Genomic DNA, 14,922 nt, shown 5'->3' on the forward strand with positions numbered 1-14,922 from the left:
ACAGCCCGCATGCGGAAGATACTCGTCGTCGGAGCCGGTCAGTCCGGGCTCCAGATCGCTCTCGGCCTCCAGTCACAGGGGTACGAGGTCACCCTGATGTCCAACCGGACGGCGGACGAGATCCGCACCGGCCGGGTCATGTCCACGCAGTGCATGTTCCACACGGCCCTGCAGCACGAGCGCGATCTCCAGCTGAACTTCTGGGAGTCCCAGGCCCCGAAGATCGAAGGACTCGGCGTCTCGGTCGCCGCCCCCGGCTCCTGGGCCGAAGGCCCCGCCGCCCGCGCCATCGACTGGCTGGGCAGGCTCGACGGTTACGCCCAGTCCGTCGACCAGCGCGTGAAGATGGCCGGCTGGATGGAGACGTTCGCCCAGCGCGGCGGCCAGCTCGTCATCCACGGCGCGGCCGTCGGCGACCTCGACTACTTCTCCCGCACCTACGACCTGGTGCTCGTCGCGGCCGGCAAGGGCGAGCTGGTCCAGATGTTCGGCCGCGACGCCGAGCGCTCCCCCTACAGCGAGCCGCAGCGCGCGCTGGCCGTGTCGTACGTCCACGGCCTGGGCCCGCGCCCCGAGCACCCGGGCACCGAGGCGGTCCGCTGCAACCTCGTGCCGGGCGTCGGCGAGCTGTTCGTCATGCCGACCCTGACCACCTCCGGTCGCGCCGACATCCTGTTCTGGGAGGGCATACCCGGCGGCCCGCTCGACGCCTTCAACGGCGTGAAGGACCCCGCGGAGCACCTCTCCCTGACCCTGGAACTCATGGAGCGGTACGTCCCCTGGGAGTACGCGCGGGCCACCAAGGTCGAGCTGACCGACGCCGGCGGCACGCTGGCCGGCCGCTACGCCCCCACCGTCCGCAACCCGATCGGCCGTCTGCCCGGCGGCGGGCTCGTGCTGGGCGTGGCGGACGTCGTCGTGGCCAACGACCCCATCACCGGACAGGGCTCCAACTCGGCGTCCAAGTGCGCGGCCGCGTACCTCTCCTCGATCGTCGAGCACGGCGACAAGCCGTTCGACGAGGAGTGGATGCGCGCCACCTTCGACCGCTACTGGAACACCGCCCAGCACGTCACCAAGTGGACCAACGCGATGCTCGCGCCGCCGCCGGAGCACATCCTCAACCTCATCGGCGCCGCCGGTGAGCTCCAGCCGGTCGCCGACCGCTTCGCAGGCGGATTCGACAACCCGGCCGACTTCGAGAACTTCTTCTACGACCCGGACAAGACGCAGGCCTACCTGGCCGAGGTGTCCGGCGCGGGCGCCGCGTAACCGTCGTAGCCCTCGTCGGACCCGTCCGTGGCACCCTCGGGGAGCTCCGGCGGCTCGTAGCGCCGCAGGGGCTCCCCGCCCGGGTCCGGCCGTACGGCACCCAGGACCGGGTTGGCCGCGATCGGTGAGACCTTGACCTTCGCGCCCGGCCGGGGTGCGTGGACGACCAGGCCGTCGCCGAGGTACAGCGCCACGTGGGTGGCCTTCGGGAAGTACACGACCAGGTCGCCGGGGCGCAGTTCGTCCAGCGGAATCCGCTCCAGCTGCTCCCACTGCTCCTGGCTGGTCCGGGGGACGGGCGTCCCGGCCTCGGCCCACGCCTGCGAGGTCAGCCCCGAGCAGTCGTACGTCCGCGGGCCCTCCGCGCCCCACTCGTACGGCTTGCCGATCTGCCGCACGGCGTAGTGCACGGCCCGGCCGCCCTCGGACGACGGCGTGCGGACGGTGTCGCCGGTGCCGGCGCGCTCGCCGTTCTCGCCGCTGTCGTCGACGGCTGCTTCGCTGCCGAGCGCGCCGGACGCCATGAACTTCTCCTGGGCCTTCGCGATGCCTCTCCGCTCGAAGGCGGCGAGTTCGGTGAGCTGTTCGCGGCTGAGGGAGGCGAGCAGCTCCTCGACGTCGTGGAGGCGGGTGCGGACCTCGTCGCGTACCTTCCTGCGCCGCTCGGTGAGGGCGAGCTGCCGGTCGAGCGCGGTGCGGGCCTTGCGGGCCAGTTCGTCGGCCTTGCGTTCTTTGCCGGACAGCCGGGTGACGGTGCCGGCCCGCTCCTGCGCGAGCCGGCCGATCACATGGCCCTGCTCGATCGCGTGCTGCGGATCGCGGGCCAGGAGCAGGCGTACGTAGGGGGAGAGGTCGGTGCTGCTCTGGTACTGCTGCCGGGCCAGCCGGCCGGCCGCGCCCCGGCTGTCGTGCAGGGAGAGCCGGGCGCGAGCGAGGGCGCGGTCCAGCCGGTCGGTGGCGGCGCGCTGCTTCTTCAGCTTCTCCTCGGTGGCGTTGTAGGCCTCGGTGGCCTCCTCGGCCTTCCGGTACAGCCCCTGAAGATCCGTCAGGAGAGCCGCGACCTGTCGCTGTTCCGTGTCCGGCTCGGGGACGGCCGTGGCCGGGACGGGGGCCCAGGCGGTTCCGGCCGCCGTCGCCGCGATGCAGACCAGACGCAGCAGCTTTCCTGACATGCCATCACCTCCGTTGCGGGGGCGGCGTGGTGCCGCCGGACACCGTGAGGATCAGGCGGGTCCGTGCGCCGCGCGCGGCGGGTGTGCGCGGTTCGGCGCAACGGGGTCACCCGTCGGCGTCGTCCGGCTTGCCGGGCGGCGTGGCGGCTGGCTTCGACCAGGGCCAGTTGAGCCGGCGGGGCGGGACGCCCTCCGGGGCGTACGTGTACTTCCAGCGGTTGGACAGGCCGACCCTGCCCGCTCCCCGGGGGACGCGGCGGTAGACGAGCACGGTGTCCGGTCCGCCGTCGGGGTCCGGGACGGGGATGCGGTACGTCTTGGGAGGGTGGCCGGTGATGCCGAGGAGGACGGGCAGGACCCTGCCGTCCATGGGGCCGCCCTCGAAGGGGGTGTCTTCGCTTCTCACGGGATCAGTGTCGGGGATCCTCGGCGAGCGCCCGGACCAGGGCGTCGGTCTGCGGGTCGCGGCGGGCGGTCACCGTCAGCATCGCCACGAACTGCTCGACGAGCCAGTCGCGCAGCTCCCCGGCGGGGGGCTGCTTGTCCTCGTCGAGCCAGATGAGCGACGAGGCCTCCACAGCCGTGATCCACATGCGGATGGTCATGCGCAGGCTGGGACCGGCGCCGGTGACGCCCAGGTGGCTGACGATGTGCTCGGCGGCGACACGGCGCACACCGTCGACGATGGCGGTGGTGCGGGACGTCTCCACGACGCTGCCGCCCTGGAGGAGGGCGCTGAAGCCGGTGTCGTGCTGGTCGACGAAGGCGAGGTAGCGGTCGAGGGCGCGGGACAGACGGGGGAGGAGCGGGCCTTCGCGGGGTTCGTCGAAGCAGTGCTGGAGTTCGTCGGCGGCGGAGCGCAGGGCGGCCTCGTAGAGCTGCTGCTTGCCGCCCGGGAAGTACCGGTACACCAGCGGCCGTGAGACCCCGGCCGCCTCCGCCACGTCGTCGAGGGACACCTCCTCCGGGGCGCGGTGGGCGAAGAGGTCCAGCGCCGAGGCGAGCAGCTGACTGCGGCGTTCCTCGACGCTGAGTCGCCGGTAGGCGGGGGTGGGGGCGGCTGGTGTCATGCCTCGCAGCGTAATCGGGGGGCTGGGGGCTGCGTAGCGGTGGTCATGCGGTGCGGCTGGTTTCGTCTTGCGTCGCGGGTGTGTCTTCGCCTGGCGGTGGGTGGGGGTACGCGTCTTCGCCTTGCGCGGGGTGGGGGTAGGGGCCGCGCCGGGGGTGTCCGTCCTCGGAACGTCGCGATGGGCTTGCACGCCGACTGACTGTTCGTTGACGCGCCAACTGCTGCGGGCGGACCCCCCCGACACGGCCCCTTCTCGCCGTACGCGGCTGCGGGAGCGTCGTGGCCGGGCCGTTGTCGCGTCTCCTATGCCAGTAGCCCCGACGACTTCCACAGGCGTCGGCCGACCCCGCGCAGTACGCCGATGTCGTCGAGGAAGTCGGTCAGGCGCTTGGAGCCGTTCTGCATGACCTCGCGGCGGTGGCCGCTCGCGCGGACCTGGGCGAGGGCCTCCCGCTTGTCCAGGCCCACGTTCGTGTAGACGTCGGGGTTCACGAAGGCCACCGAGAAGACGCGGGCGAACTCGCCGGAGGTGATGCGGGTGAACTCCTGGGACCACTTGGGGGCCGTCACCATCTGGCGGCGGAGTTCCTCGCGGGCGTAGCGGACGTGGCGGGCCTCCTCCACGACGTGGATGCGGGTGACGCCCCGGACCAGGGTCTGGACGCGCTCGTCGGGGAACGTCAGACGCTGCATCCAGTCGAGGACCTCCTCGCCCAGCAGGGTGGCCGTGAAGGAGCCGGGGGTGGTGGAGATGGTCTTGAACAGGCGGCCCAGCTGCTGGTGGGCGCGGCTGACCGGGTACCAGGGCGTGTCGCCCTGGGCGATCAGCCGGGCGAACATCTTGGAATGCCGGCACTCGTCCTCGATCTCGGTGAGTGCGTAGCGGACGTGCGCGCTCGTCGCCGCCTTGTCGTAGATGTGCCGGACCAGCAGCTGCATCAGGATGATCTCGAACCAGATGCCCAGGGAGGCCAGGGCCGCCGCCTCGTGCTGGGAGAGCAGGATCCGCTGCTCCTCGCCCATCCGCTTCCACAGCGGGGTGTCGTAGAGCGAGACCAGCTCCGGCGGCCAGAACCACTTGCCCTCCTCGAAGGGCGCGTCCCAGTCCAGTTCCTTGTCCGGGTCGAAGGAGTGCTTGGCGGAGGAGCCGAGCAGCCGCTGGGCCACCTGCTCCCGGTCCTTCAGCAGGCCGAGGGCGTCGCGCACGCCGTCGAGCGCGTCGGCTTCCGTCAGGGTCGTCATGGCTGCCCACCTCGTTGTGCACACGTCACTGATGCACTTATGAGACTGCCTGTCAGCAAGCTCGTCAATCCCCTGCGCGCCACTTGTTGACCGGGTGTCTACCTAGAGCGCGCAGCCGAGCCCCTCCGGCACCTCGCCGATCAGCGGCTCCGCCCACCGGGGCGGGAATTGCGTCCGCAGGGTGAAGGCGTACGGCGTCGGGCCGTGCGCGCGCAGGTGCAGCACGCGCGCCTCCGCCTCGGCGACCGTGGGGCGGTGACCCGACGGGACCCACCAGAGGGCGACCATGGCCTCCTGTACACGCTCGAACCACTCACGGCGGCGTGCGAGCATCTCCCGGTGCCTGCCCTGGTGCATGTATGCCGTCAGGGCGTCGGTGTCGCGCCACACCGACATGTTGATGATCAGACAGGAGTCACCGAAGACGGGCACGTCCGTGGCGTCGTCGCCGGCCTCGCCCTGCAGGCGCCAGACGAAACCGTCGGCGTCGTCCGCGTCCGCGTTCACCGGGTCGAGACCGTCGACGAAGTCCTTCAACTGCGGGGAGTCCAGAGGCGCCTTGAGGCGGCCGAGGTTGACCTGGGCGAGTTCGTACGCGACGGGTTCGGTCATGGACCGAACGGTAGGTCGGGGTCTCCCGGCCCCGGTAGCCCCGTCTCATCAACCGGGCAGCCGTCAGGGCGACTTGAGTACCGCCTCCATCACCGCCCGCGCGATCGGCGCCGCGTCGCCGCCCCCGCTGATGTCCCCGCGCTTCGCCTCCGCGTCCTCCACGACGACGGCGACCGCCACCCTCGGCACCAGGTCGCCCTCTCCCTGTGCCCAGGAGATGAACCAGGCGTACGGGACGCCGGAGTTGCCGAGGCCGTGCTGGGCGGTGCCGGTCTTGCCGCCGACCTGGGCGCCGCGGATGGCGGCTTTGCGTCCGCCGCCGTACTCGACCACGTCCCGCATCATCGCCCGCAAACGGCCGGCGGTGGACGGGTACATCGCCTGGCGGACCGGCCGCGATCCGGCCGTCGCGAGGGTGCTGCCGCCCGGCCGGGTCGTGCGCTCCACCAGGTAGGGGTCCCGCACCTGGCCGCCGTTCGCGACGGCCGCCGCGACCATCGCCATCTGCAGCGGTGTGGCGCGGGTGTTGTACTGGCCGATCGACGACAGGGCCAGCTGGGCCATGTCCAGGGTGGTGTCGAACGTTGACCGGGCCACCGGGAAGGGGATCCTCAGCTCCCCGTTGTTGAAGCCGAAGGCGTGCGCCGTGGCGGTCATGTCCGGCAGGCCCACCTCCACCCCGAGCTTGGCGAACACCGTGTTGCAGGAGAAGGTGAAGGCCTCCCGGAGAGAGGCGTCCGCGCAGCCCTTCGACGCGTTCGTCAGGCGCGTGCGCGTCCCGGGCAGCCGGTAGGGGGCGGGGGAGTCGGTCGGCGCGTCGAGGTCCGTGACCACACCGGTGTCCAGCGCGGCGGCCGCGGTGAGGACCTTGAACGTCGAGCCCGGCGGATAGGTCTGCCGCACCGCCCGGTTGAGCATCGGCTTGTCCTTGTCAGCGGTGAGCCGCCGCCAGGCCCGGGCCGCCGCCGAGCCGTTGCCGGACAGCGGCTGGGGATCGTAGGACGGGGCGGACACCAGGGCCAGGATCCGGCCGGTCGCCGGCTCCAGCGCGGCCACCGCGCCCTTGCGGCCCGAGAGCCCCCGGTACGCGGCCTCCTGGGCGGCCGGGTGGAGCGTCGTGACGACGTCCCCGCCCGCGTTGCGCGCCCGCGTGAAGTCGTTCCACAGCGGGAACGGCGCGAGCATGGGATCCGCGCCGGAGAGCACGCCGTCCTCCGTGCTCTCCAGCAGCGTCGTCCCGTACAGCTGGGAGGCGAAGCCGGTGACCGGGGCGTACATCGGGCCGTCCGTGTAGGTCCGTTCGTAGCGGAGGTGCTCGCGGGTGTCCCGGGAACCTGTGACGGGGCGCCCGCCGACCCAGATGTCCCCGCGGGGCTGCTCGTAGCGGGCGATGTCGGGGCGCCGGTTGGCCGGGTTGCGGTCGTACGACGGTGCCTGGACGACCTGGACGCGGGCGGCGTTCACCAGCAGCGCCACCAGCAGCAGCGCGCAGAAGTAGCCGGCGTGCCGGATGTTCCGGGTCACCGGGTGTCCTGCCCGTCGTAATCGCGCCGGGCCGAGTCGCTCACCCGGACCAGCAGCGCCACGATCGCCCAGTTGGTGACCACCGACGAGCCGCCCTGCGCCAGGAACGGCATCGCCATGCCGGTCAGCGGGATCAGCCCGGTCACGCCGCCCGCGATCACGAACACCTGGAGCGCCACCAGGGAGGCGAGGCCGACCGCGAGCAGGCGGCCGAAGGGCTCGCGCTGCGCGAGGCCCGCGCGAAAGCCGCGCTCCACCAGCAGGCCGTAGAGGAGGAAGACGGCACACAGGCCGGTCAGGCCGAGCTCTTCGCCCGCGGTGGCCAGGATGAAGTCCGACTTCACGGCGAAGCCGATGAGGAAGGAGTGCCCGAGTCCGAGGCCCGTGCCGAGCATGCCGCCCTCCGCGAAGGCGAACAGCGACTGCGCGAGCTGGTTGGCGCCCTCGCCGGCCTCGATGGAGGCGAAGGGGTGCAGCCAGGTGTCGATCCTGCTGTGCACGTGCGGTTCCAGCCGGCCCACGGCGACCGCACCCAGCGCGGCCAGCAGCAGGCCGACCGCGATCCAGCCGGTGCGGCCGGTGGCCACGTAGAGGAGCACCACGAACAGGCCGAAGAACAGCAGCGAGGTGCCGAGGTCGCGTTCCAGGATCAGCACGCCCACGCTCACCAGCCAGACGGCGACGATCGGACCGAGCACGCGGCCCGTGGGGAGCTGGAGCTTCCAGACGCGGCGGCCGGTGTAGGCCAGCGCGTTGCGGTTCGCCGCCAGGTACGCGGCGAAGAACACCGCCAGCAGCACCTTCGCGAACTCGCCCGGCTGGATGGAGAACCCGGCGATCCGGATCCAGATACGGGCCCCGTTCACCGCCGGGAACAGGATCGGCAGCGTGAGCAGGATCAGGGCCGCGACCACGCAGACGTAGGTGTAGCGCTGGAGCACCCGGTGGTCGCGCAGCAGCAGGCCGACCAGGATGAACAGCGCCACGCCCAGCGTCGACCACACCAGTTGGGCCGGTGCCGCCCGGTCGCCCGGGGTCTCCAGGTCGAGCCGGTAGATCAGCACCAGGCCCAGCCCGTTCAGCAGCACCGCGATCGGGAGGAGCAGGGGGTCGGCGTACGGGGCCCGCAGACGTACCGTCAGATGGGCCAGCAGCGCCAGGACGCCGAGGCCGGCTCCGTAGCCGGCGGCACCGGGCGGCAGCGTTCCGTGCCGGGCGAGGCCCACGGCGCAGTATCCGTACACCGACAGCAGGACGGCCAGCACGATGAGGGCGAGTTCGATGCCCCGGCGCCGGGGGAGGCGGCGGACGGCGGGTGTGGGCGGGTCCGCCGTCGCCACGGTGATTCCGGCCTTGCTCATATCCGGAACTTACCCAAATCATGCGTCTTGCGAGCTTTTGTGTGACCGGGTGTCCGTGGCGCCAGGGGTGTCAGTGGTGTCAGCACCAGCGTGGCGCGGGGCCGATGTTGTCGATGTACCGGGCCGCGCCCCAGGCCCAGGTGCCGTCCGTCAGCAGGTACCACAGCGGGTTGCCCCGCACGGTCTCACCGCCCGTCTTGCAGAAGATCTTGACGATGTCGCCCCGATGGGCGAACCGGATGATCTGTGAACCGCGGTTCGGGGCGCTGCGCAGCGCCAGCGTGCCCGCCGTGACGACGCCCCGGTAACGGCCCTGGTCGTGGTGCCCGTTGCCGCCGTTCGGGTCGTGGTGCCCGTTCCCGCCGTTCGGGTCCTGCCGGCCGTTGCCGCTCCAGCCGTTCGGGTCGTTGCCGCCGTCCCCGCCGCCGGTGTCGTGCCGGCCGTTGCTGTTGCCGTTGCCACCGCTCGGGTCCCAGTCGTCGGCGGCGGCGGGCGTGATGGCGGCCGCGGCCGCGAGAAGACCGGCGGCGGCTGCTATGCAGAGGCGGAAGCGCAGAGACATGGGGAATACCTCCATGTGGGGGCGAGGGTGCCGAAGCTGACTAATCGACACATTAGGAGCGCCCCCGGGGCGCCGCCCCTCACGCTGGGCCATAGGAGGGCGGCACGCACCCGATGCTCACTCCGCCGCGAGTCTCAGGGTGGCCACCGCCCCGCCCTCCGGCGCGTTCGCGAACTCCAGCCGCGCCCCCAGCACCTCGGCCTGCCCGCGCGCGATGGTCAGCCCCAGACCGTGTCCCCGCGTACCGCCCTCCGTGCGGAACCGCTGCGGGCCGTGCGCGACCAGGTACTCCGGAAACCCGTCCCCGTGGTCGCGAACGGTCACCACCGGCCCGTCCACGGTCAGCACCACAGGCCCCCGCCCGTGCTTGTGCGCGTTCGCCACGAGATTGCCCAGCACCCGCTCCAGCCGCCGCCGGTCCGTCTCCACGGACAGGTCCCGTACGACCCTGACCTCCGTGCCGTCCCCCGCCGCCCGCACCGCCCGCTCGGCCAGCGGCCCCAGCTGCTCGGTGTCCAGCTCCACCCGCTCCCGGCCCGTGTCCAGCCGGGAGATCTCCAGCAGGTCCTCGGTGAGGGTGCGCAGCGCCGCCACCCGGTCGCGCACCAGCTCCGTCGGACGGCCCGGCGGCAGCAGTTCCGCCGCCGCGTGCAGCCCGGTCAGCGGCGTGCGCAGCTCATGGGCGACATCCGCCGTGAACCGCTGCTCGGCCTGCAGCTTCCCCTGCAGCGACGCCGCCATGGAGTCCAGGGCGGCGGCGACGGCGGCCACCTCGTCCTGCGCACTGGCCTGCCGGCGCGCGCCGGTGCGAGGGTCGTTCACGCGCGCGTCCAGGTCGCCCGCGCTGATCCGCCGGGCGACCCGAGCCGTGGTGTGCAGCCGCCGCGTCACCCGCGTCACCGCGAACGCCCCGACCAGCAGCGTCGCTCCGATGGCCAGGGCCGACGACCACACGATCGCCCGGTCCAGACCCTCGATCGTGCGGGCCTGCTGCGAGTAGTCGACCGCCACGGCCAGCGCCCGCTCGCCGTCGACGGGACCCGCCGCCCACATCGTGGGGCGTCCCTCCCGGTCGCCGACCATCGTGCCGCGATCCCCGGCCACCGCGAGCTCCCGCAGTTCCCCGGGCAGCTCCGGCGGATCCACCCCGGCGCCCCGCCGCAGCGTGTCTCCCGCCTCGTACCGCTGCGTCGCCTGCGCCAGCCGCTGCAACGCCTGGTCACGGGCCTGGCCGACGGTCTGGTTCGTCACCTGCACGTGCACCAGGACGCCGAGCAGGGCCGCGAGCGCGCAGCACATGACCGTGATGAAGGCGGCAGACTTCGCGGCGAGCGTCCCTGACCACGGGGGGAGTACCGGCCTCATCCGCCGCTCACCGAGAGGGAGCCGGAGGCCGAGTCGGGAAGGGAAGCGGACGGCGAGGCCGACGGGAACGCGGACGGCGAGGCCGACGGGGGACCGGAGCGGGAGTCCGACGGGGAGCCCGCGCGGGAGTCCGACGGAGAGCCCCTGCGGGGGTCCGACGGGTGCCGGGAGCGCTGGTGCGGGCCGGTGCGCAGCATCTCGTCGTGGGTGAGGAGCATGGCCCGCTGGTCCCGGTCCCAGGTCCACTGCAGCCGGTATTCGTAGCCCGCGACCTCCGACGGTGAGCGGATCACCAGGGAACGCCCGGCCAGCTCGACACCGCTCAGGGCGTCCTCCCACGCCATCACCTGCACCAGCCGGTGCTTCTCCACGGTGTAGACGCGGACCGCGGTCGTCTTGCCGGGCAGCAGCGGGAAACCCAGCGTCAGGTCGTCGCGCCCGTCACCGGTGAGATCCCGGTAGTACGGCCGGAGCACCGGGCACTTCCCGTGTCCCCGGCCCTTGGCGCAGTCGGCCATCGCTCGCCCGGTGTCGCGGTAGGGCGCCCTGGCACCGTCGTAATCGCCCGGATTCCCGGCGATCTCGGCCCGGACGATCCCGACCGGATGCACCCGGCGGATGTCGTCGCCGGGCACCCTCACGCCTTTGACCACCTCGGTGTTCACCTCGCCGATCTCGAACGCCGGGCTGGACGCCGGAGTGAGCTCCGGCCAGAGGCGGGCAGGCCCCTGTGCCGTGGGCGTCGACCCCGCGCCCTCGAGACCGCCGGCGTCCCCACAGCCCACGGCGGCGGCCAGCAGCAGGGCGACGGCGGCGAGACGGCGGGCTGCCTGCCCGGGGCGGCTGAGAGGCACTGCACTCCTGGCGGTTCGTGGGTGAGCACACGGCGGACACGCGGTGGACGGTTGGTGGACGGACGGCACGGGTGACCGTGTGTCGCGTACACCTTATTCGCGGGGAAGTCCCATTTGCGCGGGAGGGTGGCCGGGTGCGCGCAGCCCTACGGGCGTCGTGCTACTCGGCGAGCTCCTCCAGCATCCGGGCCGTGGCAAGCCCGGCCCGCAGGTACTCGACGAACAGGTCGTTGTGCAGCGCCCAGGGCGAGCGGCGGGCCCGGATCAGCCGGATCGCGGCCTCCGCGGACCTGCCCTGGCGCATCAGAGCGTGCGCGACGACGAGCCCGGAGCGGTTGTACCCGTGGTAGCAGCGGACCAGGACCCTGCGGCCCTCGTCCATCGCCTCGCACGCGGCCTCAGCCAGCCGGATCACCCCGGCGAGCTGCGTCCCGTCCAGTGGCCCGTCGGGTATGGGCCACACATGGTGCCGGACGCCCGGATCGGGCCCGTGCCCCGGCAGCCGCAGCAGTGTCTGCACGAGATCGAACTCGTCCCGTACGACGGCGAACTCCAGGTGCCCCAAGGTCCCCGTGTACTCGTGACCGCCCATCCAGAGCCCGGGGACGACCTCGTTCCACGCACTCTCCGGAGCGGGCACGTCGGGTTTACTGCGGGTACGCAACGGCGCCTCCCGACCATGACCGCCCGAGGGTCCGCGGGCAGGCTCAACTCCTTCCCAAGGTAGCCGGGTTCTTGCCCCCGCAGCACCCCGCCTGTTCCCATGGACTGGGGTGATGGTGCATGAACGGACTGCGCGTCATACCGACCTGGCGGCACGGCCGGGAGCAGCTCTACGTCTGCCTCCCGGACGGCAGGAACATCGCCTGGTACGACCGTGAGGCCGCCCGGGTGAACCTGCTCGGCGAGGACCGCGAGGACGACGTCCTGAGAGCCCTCGGGCCCTTCATCACCGGCCCCGTGACGGTGGGGCCGCCGCCGGTGCCGACCCCCGCCGAGCTGGCCCGGCTCACCCTGCACCCCGACGACGACCTGGCCCCCAACCGCCCCGGCGAAGCCCTCGTCGTCGCCCTCGACCGCGACCCCGGCCCCACGCACCGGCTGCGCCCCGACCCGCGCCGCAGGGCCCTGGCGGCCGAGCAAACGGTCGGCGACGCGCTGGACCGCCTCGACGGGGCGGGCTGGCACACCCTGCACTCCGTGCCGCTCCCCGGCGGCGACCGCATCCACCACCTGCTGATCGGCCCCGGCGGCCTCTACGCCGTCCACACCCTCCACGCGCGCAGGCAGCGCGTCCGGATCGCCGATCCCGTGATCACCCTGGGCCGCCGCGACCCCCACCCCCTCCTCCACCGCCTGCGCACCGACGCCGACCGCGCCTCCTACGCCCTGACGGCGGAGGTCCGCCCGGTACTCGTCCTGGTGGACCCGGCGGCGCTGTCGATCCCGGCCGCCCCCCGCGAGGTCAGCGTCCTGGCGGCGGCGGAGGTGGAAGGCCTGTCGCGACGGGGCGGCGTCCTGAAACCGGCGGACGTGGAGGCCCTGCACGCCGTGGCCCGCGACCGGAACACGTGGGCGCGGGTGTGAGGGGACCGGCGCGAGGGCGGGGCGAGGGTGTTCGCGTGTCGGCCGGGCCGGTAGGGGGTGGGAGCGGAGGCGCTGGCGGGCCGGCCGGGGGCCGGGAGGCAGGGGTGTTCGCGCGGGGCGCGGCGGGACGAGTGAGGGCCGGGGGCGTAGGCGGGTCGGCCGGGGGTTCGGGCGGCAGGGGTGTTCGCGCGGGGCGCGGCCGGACGAGTGAGGGTCGAGGGCGCGGGCGGGTCGGGGGCGCGGGCGGGTCGGCAGGGCTGGGTCGGGGCACGCTCGGCGGCGTGAGCCGCCCGCTGTGCCGCTATACCGCTGTGCCGCTACGGCAGGGTCCCGGCCTCGTCCGCGTCCAGCAGGGGAGCCAGTAGGTCGCCGTAGTCCTGGACCCTCGGGGCGATGTCCACCGCGCGGAAGTCCAGCCGGCCCGGCGTGCGGCACTCCCCGATCTCCTCCCAGGTCACCGGCGCCGAGACGGTCGGTTCCGGGCGGGCCCGGAGGGTGTAGGGGGCGGCCGTGGTCTTGCGGGCGGCGTTCTGGCTCCAGTCGACGAAGACCTTCCCCGGGCGCAGGCTCCTGGTCATCCGGTGGAGCGCGAGCCGCGGCATGGCCTTCTCGGCCTCGACGGCGAGCGCCTTGGCGTACTCCGAGACCCGCTCGGAAGACGCCCCGCGCACGGCGGCGAGCAGATGCAGCCCCTTGGAGCCGGAGGTCTTGGCGTAGGCCTCGAAGCCGTCCCGCGCGAGCCGTTCCCGCAGCCACAGCGCGACCTTGCAGCACTGGACGATGCTCGCCGGCGCCCCCGGATCGAGGTCGAACACGATCCGGTCCGCCTCGTCGGGCGTGTCGACGAGCCACTGATGGGTGTGGAACTCGGTCACGAGGTTCGCCGACCACATCAGGCTCGGCAGATCCTGCACCAGCACCATCCGCGAAGGCCCCTCGACCCGGGGGACCTCGGCGGTGGTGACCCACTCGGGCGTACCAGGCGGCACGTTCTTCGTGAAGAACACCTGCCCGTCCGGCCCGTCCGGATACCGCAGGAAGGACACCGCCCTGTCCCGCAGATGGGGCAGCAGGACCTCGGCGACGGTCGCGTAGTAGTGCAGCACCTCGCCCTTGGTGAAGCCCGTGGCGGGATACAGCACCTTCTCCAGATTGCTGAGAGCGAGCCGTCGCCCCTCCACCTGCGTGATAGGCGCCATACGATAAGAATCCCACGCAAACCGTGACGAACACTCCCGAGCGTGACCGGAAGGGTGCTGCACGTGAGATCCATCTGGAACGGCGCCATCTCGTTCGGCCTGGTCAGCATTCCGATCAAGCTGGTGAACGCCACCGAGAGCCACTCGATCTCCTTCCGCCAGATCCACACCGAGGACGGCGGCCGCATCCGGTACCGCAAATTCTGCGAACTGGAGGACCGCGAGGTCACCCAGGGGGAGATCGGCAAGGGTTATGAGGACGCGGACGGCACGATCATCCCGATCACCGACGAGGACCTGTCGAGCCTGCCGATCCCGACGGCCAAGACGATCGAGATCGTCGCCTTCGTCCCGGCCGACCGGATCGACCCGCTCCAGATGGACGCCGCGTACTACCTCCAGGCCGGCGGCGCCCCGGCGGCGAAGCCGTACACCCTGCTGCGCGAGGCGCTGAAGCGCAGCAACAAGGTGGCCATCGCGAAGTTCGCCCTGCGGGGACGGGAGCGTCTGGGCATGCTCAGGGTCGTCGGCGAGGCCATCGCCATGCACGGCCTGCTGTGGCCGGACGAGGTCCGCGCCCCCGAGGGCCTGGCCCCCGACTCCCACGTCACCGTCCGTGACCAGGAACTGGACCTGGCGGACGCGCTGATGGACACCCTGGGCGAGGTCGACCTGGAGGATTTGCACGACGAGTACCGGGAGGCCGTGGAGGAGGTCATCGCCGCGAAGGCCGCCGGCGAGGCCCCGCCCCAGGCCCCGGAACCGGCCACGGGCGGCAAGGTCCTCGACCTCATGGCGGCCCTGGAGAGCAGCGTCCGCGCGGCCCGAGAGTCCCGCGGCGAGGAGGCGGAGCACGCCGAGGTGAAGTCGCTCCCGCAGCGCAAGACGGCCCGGGCGGCCCCCAAGCAGACCGGCGGCAAGAAGTCGACGTCCACCGCGAAGAAGACGACGGCCAAGAAGACCACGGCGGCGAAGAAGTCGACGGCCAAGTCGGGCCAGGGGCAGGGGCAGGGGACGACGAAGAAGACGGCGTCGAAGAGCACCGCCAAGAAGACGACGGCGAAGAAGTCGGCGTCCCGCAAGCGCACGGCCTGACGCCCCAC

The 14,922-nt window shown here is 72.5% G+C and carries 15 protein-coding genes; 3 read left to right on the top strand and 12 right to left on the bottom strand.

The genetic code is table 11. The annotated features are described in order from the left end of the window. Positions 1-9 precede the first annotated feature (9 nt). A complete protein-coding gene (locus ABTX60_RS20395; protein ID WP_352098404.1) occupies positions 10-1,272 on the top strand; it encodes a styrene monooxygenase/indole monooxygenase family protein in 1,263 nt (420 codons plus the stop codon). Here ABTX60_RS20395 and ABTX60_RS20400 read toward each other — a convergent pair. The 11 genes from ABTX60_RS20400 to ABTX60_RS20450 all read right to left on the bottom strand — a co-directional run bounded on the left by ABTX60_RS20400 (position 1,236) and on the right by ABTX60_RS20450 (position 11,697). Then, positions 1,236-2,444 (bottom strand): C40 family peptidase, encoded by a 1,209-nt coding sequence (locus tag ABTX60_RS20400; RefSeq protein ID WP_352098405.1) that lies wholly within the window; start codon positions 2,442-2,444, stop codon positions 1,236-1,238. The two genes, ABTX60_RS20395 and ABTX60_RS20400, sit on opposite strands and share 37 nt — an antisense overlap. A gap of 106 nt (positions 2,445-2,550) precedes the next feature. After that, complete coding sequence (locus tag ABTX60_RS20405) at positions 2,551-2,850, bottom strand: DUF8847 domain-containing protein (RefSeq protein WP_352098406.1); 300 nt, start codon at positions 2,848-2,850, stop codon at positions 2,551-2,553. A gap of 4 nt (positions 2,851-2,854) precedes the next feature. Further along, positions 2,855-3,514, bottom strand: a complete 660-nt coding sequence (locus ABTX60_RS20410) for a TetR/AcrR family transcriptional regulator (RefSeq protein WP_352098407.1) — start codon at positions 3,512-3,514, stop codon at positions 2,855-2,857. 302 nt (positions 3,515-3,816) lie between these two features. After that, positions 3,817-4,755: an AurF N-oxygenase family protein gene (locus tag ABTX60_RS20415; protein ID WP_352098408.1), complete on the bottom strand. Its 939-nt coding sequence runs from the start codon at positions 4,753-4,755 to the stop codon at positions 3,817-3,819. A gap of 102 nt (positions 4,756-4,857) precedes the next feature. Further along, complete coding sequence (locus ABTX60_RS20420; RefSeq protein WP_352098409.1) at positions 4,858-5,367, bottom strand: DUF3291 domain-containing protein; 510 nt, start codon at positions 5,365-5,367, stop codon at positions 4,858-4,860. Between the two features lie 63 nt (positions 5,368-5,430). Further along, a complete protein-coding gene (locus tag ABTX60_RS20425) occupies positions 5,431-6,891 on the bottom strand; it encodes a penicillin-binding transpeptidase domain-containing protein (protein ID WP_352098410.1) in 1,461 nt (486 codons plus the stop codon). Continuing rightward, positions 6,888-8,252 (bottom strand): FtsW/RodA/SpoVE family cell cycle protein, encoded by a 1,365-nt coding sequence (locus ABTX60_RS20430; RefSeq protein ID WP_352098411.1) that lies wholly within the window; start codon positions 8,250-8,252, stop codon positions 6,888-6,890. The genes ABTX60_RS20425 and ABTX60_RS20430 overlap by 4 nt, the downstream gene beginning before the upstream one ends. 79 nt (positions 8,253-8,331) lie before the next feature. Next, positions 8,332-8,814, bottom strand: coding sequence for an SH3 domain-containing protein (locus ABTX60_RS20435; protein WP_352098412.1), 483 nt, complete (start codon positions 8,812-8,814; stop codon positions 8,332-8,334). Between the two features lie 117 nt (positions 8,815-8,931). Then, positions 8,932-10,179, bottom strand: a complete 1,248-nt coding sequence (locus ABTX60_RS20440) for an ATP-binding protein (RefSeq protein ID WP_352098413.1) — start codon at positions 10,177-10,179, stop codon at positions 8,932-8,934. Next, positions 10,176-11,033 (bottom strand): hypothetical protein, encoded by an 858-nt coding sequence (locus tag ABTX60_RS20445; RefSeq protein WP_352098414.1) that lies wholly within the window; start codon positions 11,031-11,033, stop codon positions 10,176-10,178. The genes ABTX60_RS20440 and ABTX60_RS20445 overlap by 4 nt, the downstream gene beginning before the upstream one ends. 160 nt (positions 11,034-11,193) lie before the next feature. Further along, complete coding sequence (locus ABTX60_RS20450; RefSeq protein ID WP_352098415.1) at positions 11,194-11,697, bottom strand: protein-tyrosine phosphatase family protein; 504 nt, start codon at positions 11,695-11,697, stop codon at positions 11,194-11,196. Between the two features lie 119 nt (positions 11,698-11,816). Between ABTX60_RS20450 and ABTX60_RS20455 the strand changes: the two genes are divergently transcribed. Next, positions 11,817-12,620, top strand: coding sequence for a nuclease-related domain-containing protein (locus ABTX60_RS20455; RefSeq protein WP_352098416.1), 804 nt, complete (start codon positions 11,817-11,819; stop codon positions 12,618-12,620). A 317-nt stretch (positions 12,621-12,937) separates the two neighbouring features. On the opposite strand, the gene ligD is transcribed toward ABTX60_RS20455, so the two are convergent. Further along, positions 12,938-13,819, bottom strand: a complete 882-nt coding sequence (gene ligD / locus ABTX60_RS20460; RefSeq protein WP_352098417.1) for a non-homologous end-joining DNA ligase — start codon at positions 13,817-13,819, stop codon at positions 12,938-12,940. A gap of 63 nt (positions 13,820-13,882) precedes the next feature. Here ligD and ku point away from each other — a divergent pair, with 63 nt between their 5' ends. Next, entirely contained in the window at positions 13,883-14,914 is a 1,032-nt protein-coding gene (gene ku / locus ABTX60_RS20465; protein ID WP_502992357.1) for a non-homologous end joining protein Ku, read from the top strand. The last annotated feature ends 8 nt before the right edge of the window (positions 14,915-14,922 follow it).

Origin of the sequence: Streptomyces sp. NPDC126510 (assembly GCF_040302345.1) — a bacterium.
Taxonomy (GTDB): Bacteria; Actinomycetota; Actinomycetes; order Streptomycetales; family Streptomycetaceae; genus Streptomyces.

Bases quoted from the DNA above. Each gene is read 5' to 3' on its own strand.
- ABTX60_RS20395 (WP_352098404.1), top strand. From the start codon at position 10: ATGCGGAAGATACTCGTCGTCGGAGCCGGTCAGTCCGGGCTCCAGATC.
- ABTX60_RS20400 (WP_352098405.1), bottom strand. From the start codon at position 2,444: ATGTCAGGAAAGCTGCTGCGTCTGGTCTGCATCGCGGCGACGGCGGCC.
- ABTX60_RS20410 (WP_352098407.1), bottom strand. From the start codon at position 3,514: ATGACACCAGCCGCCCCCACCCCCGCCTACCGGCGACTCAGCGTCGAG.
- ABTX60_RS20415 (WP_352098408.1), bottom strand. From the start codon at position 4,755: ATGACGACCCTGACGGAAGCCGACGCGCTCGACGGCGTGCGCGACGCC.
- ABTX60_RS20420 (WP_352098409.1), bottom strand. From the start codon at position 5,367: ATGACCGAACCCGTCGCGTACGAACTCGCCCAGGTCAACCTCGGCCGC.
- ABTX60_RS20430 (WP_352098411.1), bottom strand. From the start codon at position 8,252: ATGAGCAAGGCCGGAATCACCGTGGCGACGGCGGACCCGCCCACACCC.
- ABTX60_RS20435 (WP_352098412.1), bottom strand. From the start codon at position 8,814: ATGTCTCTGCGCTTCCGCCTCTGCATAGCAGCCGCCGCCGGTCTTCTC.
- ABTX60_RS20440 (WP_352098413.1), bottom strand. From the start codon at position 10,179: ATGAGGCCGGTACTCCCCCCGTGGTCAGGGACGCTCGCCGCGAAGTCT.
- ABTX60_RS20455 (WP_352098416.1), top strand. From the start codon at position 11,817: ATGAACGGACTGCGCGTCATACCGACCTGGCGGCACGGCCGGGAGCAG.
- ligD (WP_352098417.1), bottom strand. From the start codon at position 13,819: ATGGCGCCTATCACGCAGGTGGAGGGGCGACGGCTCGCTCTCAGCAAT.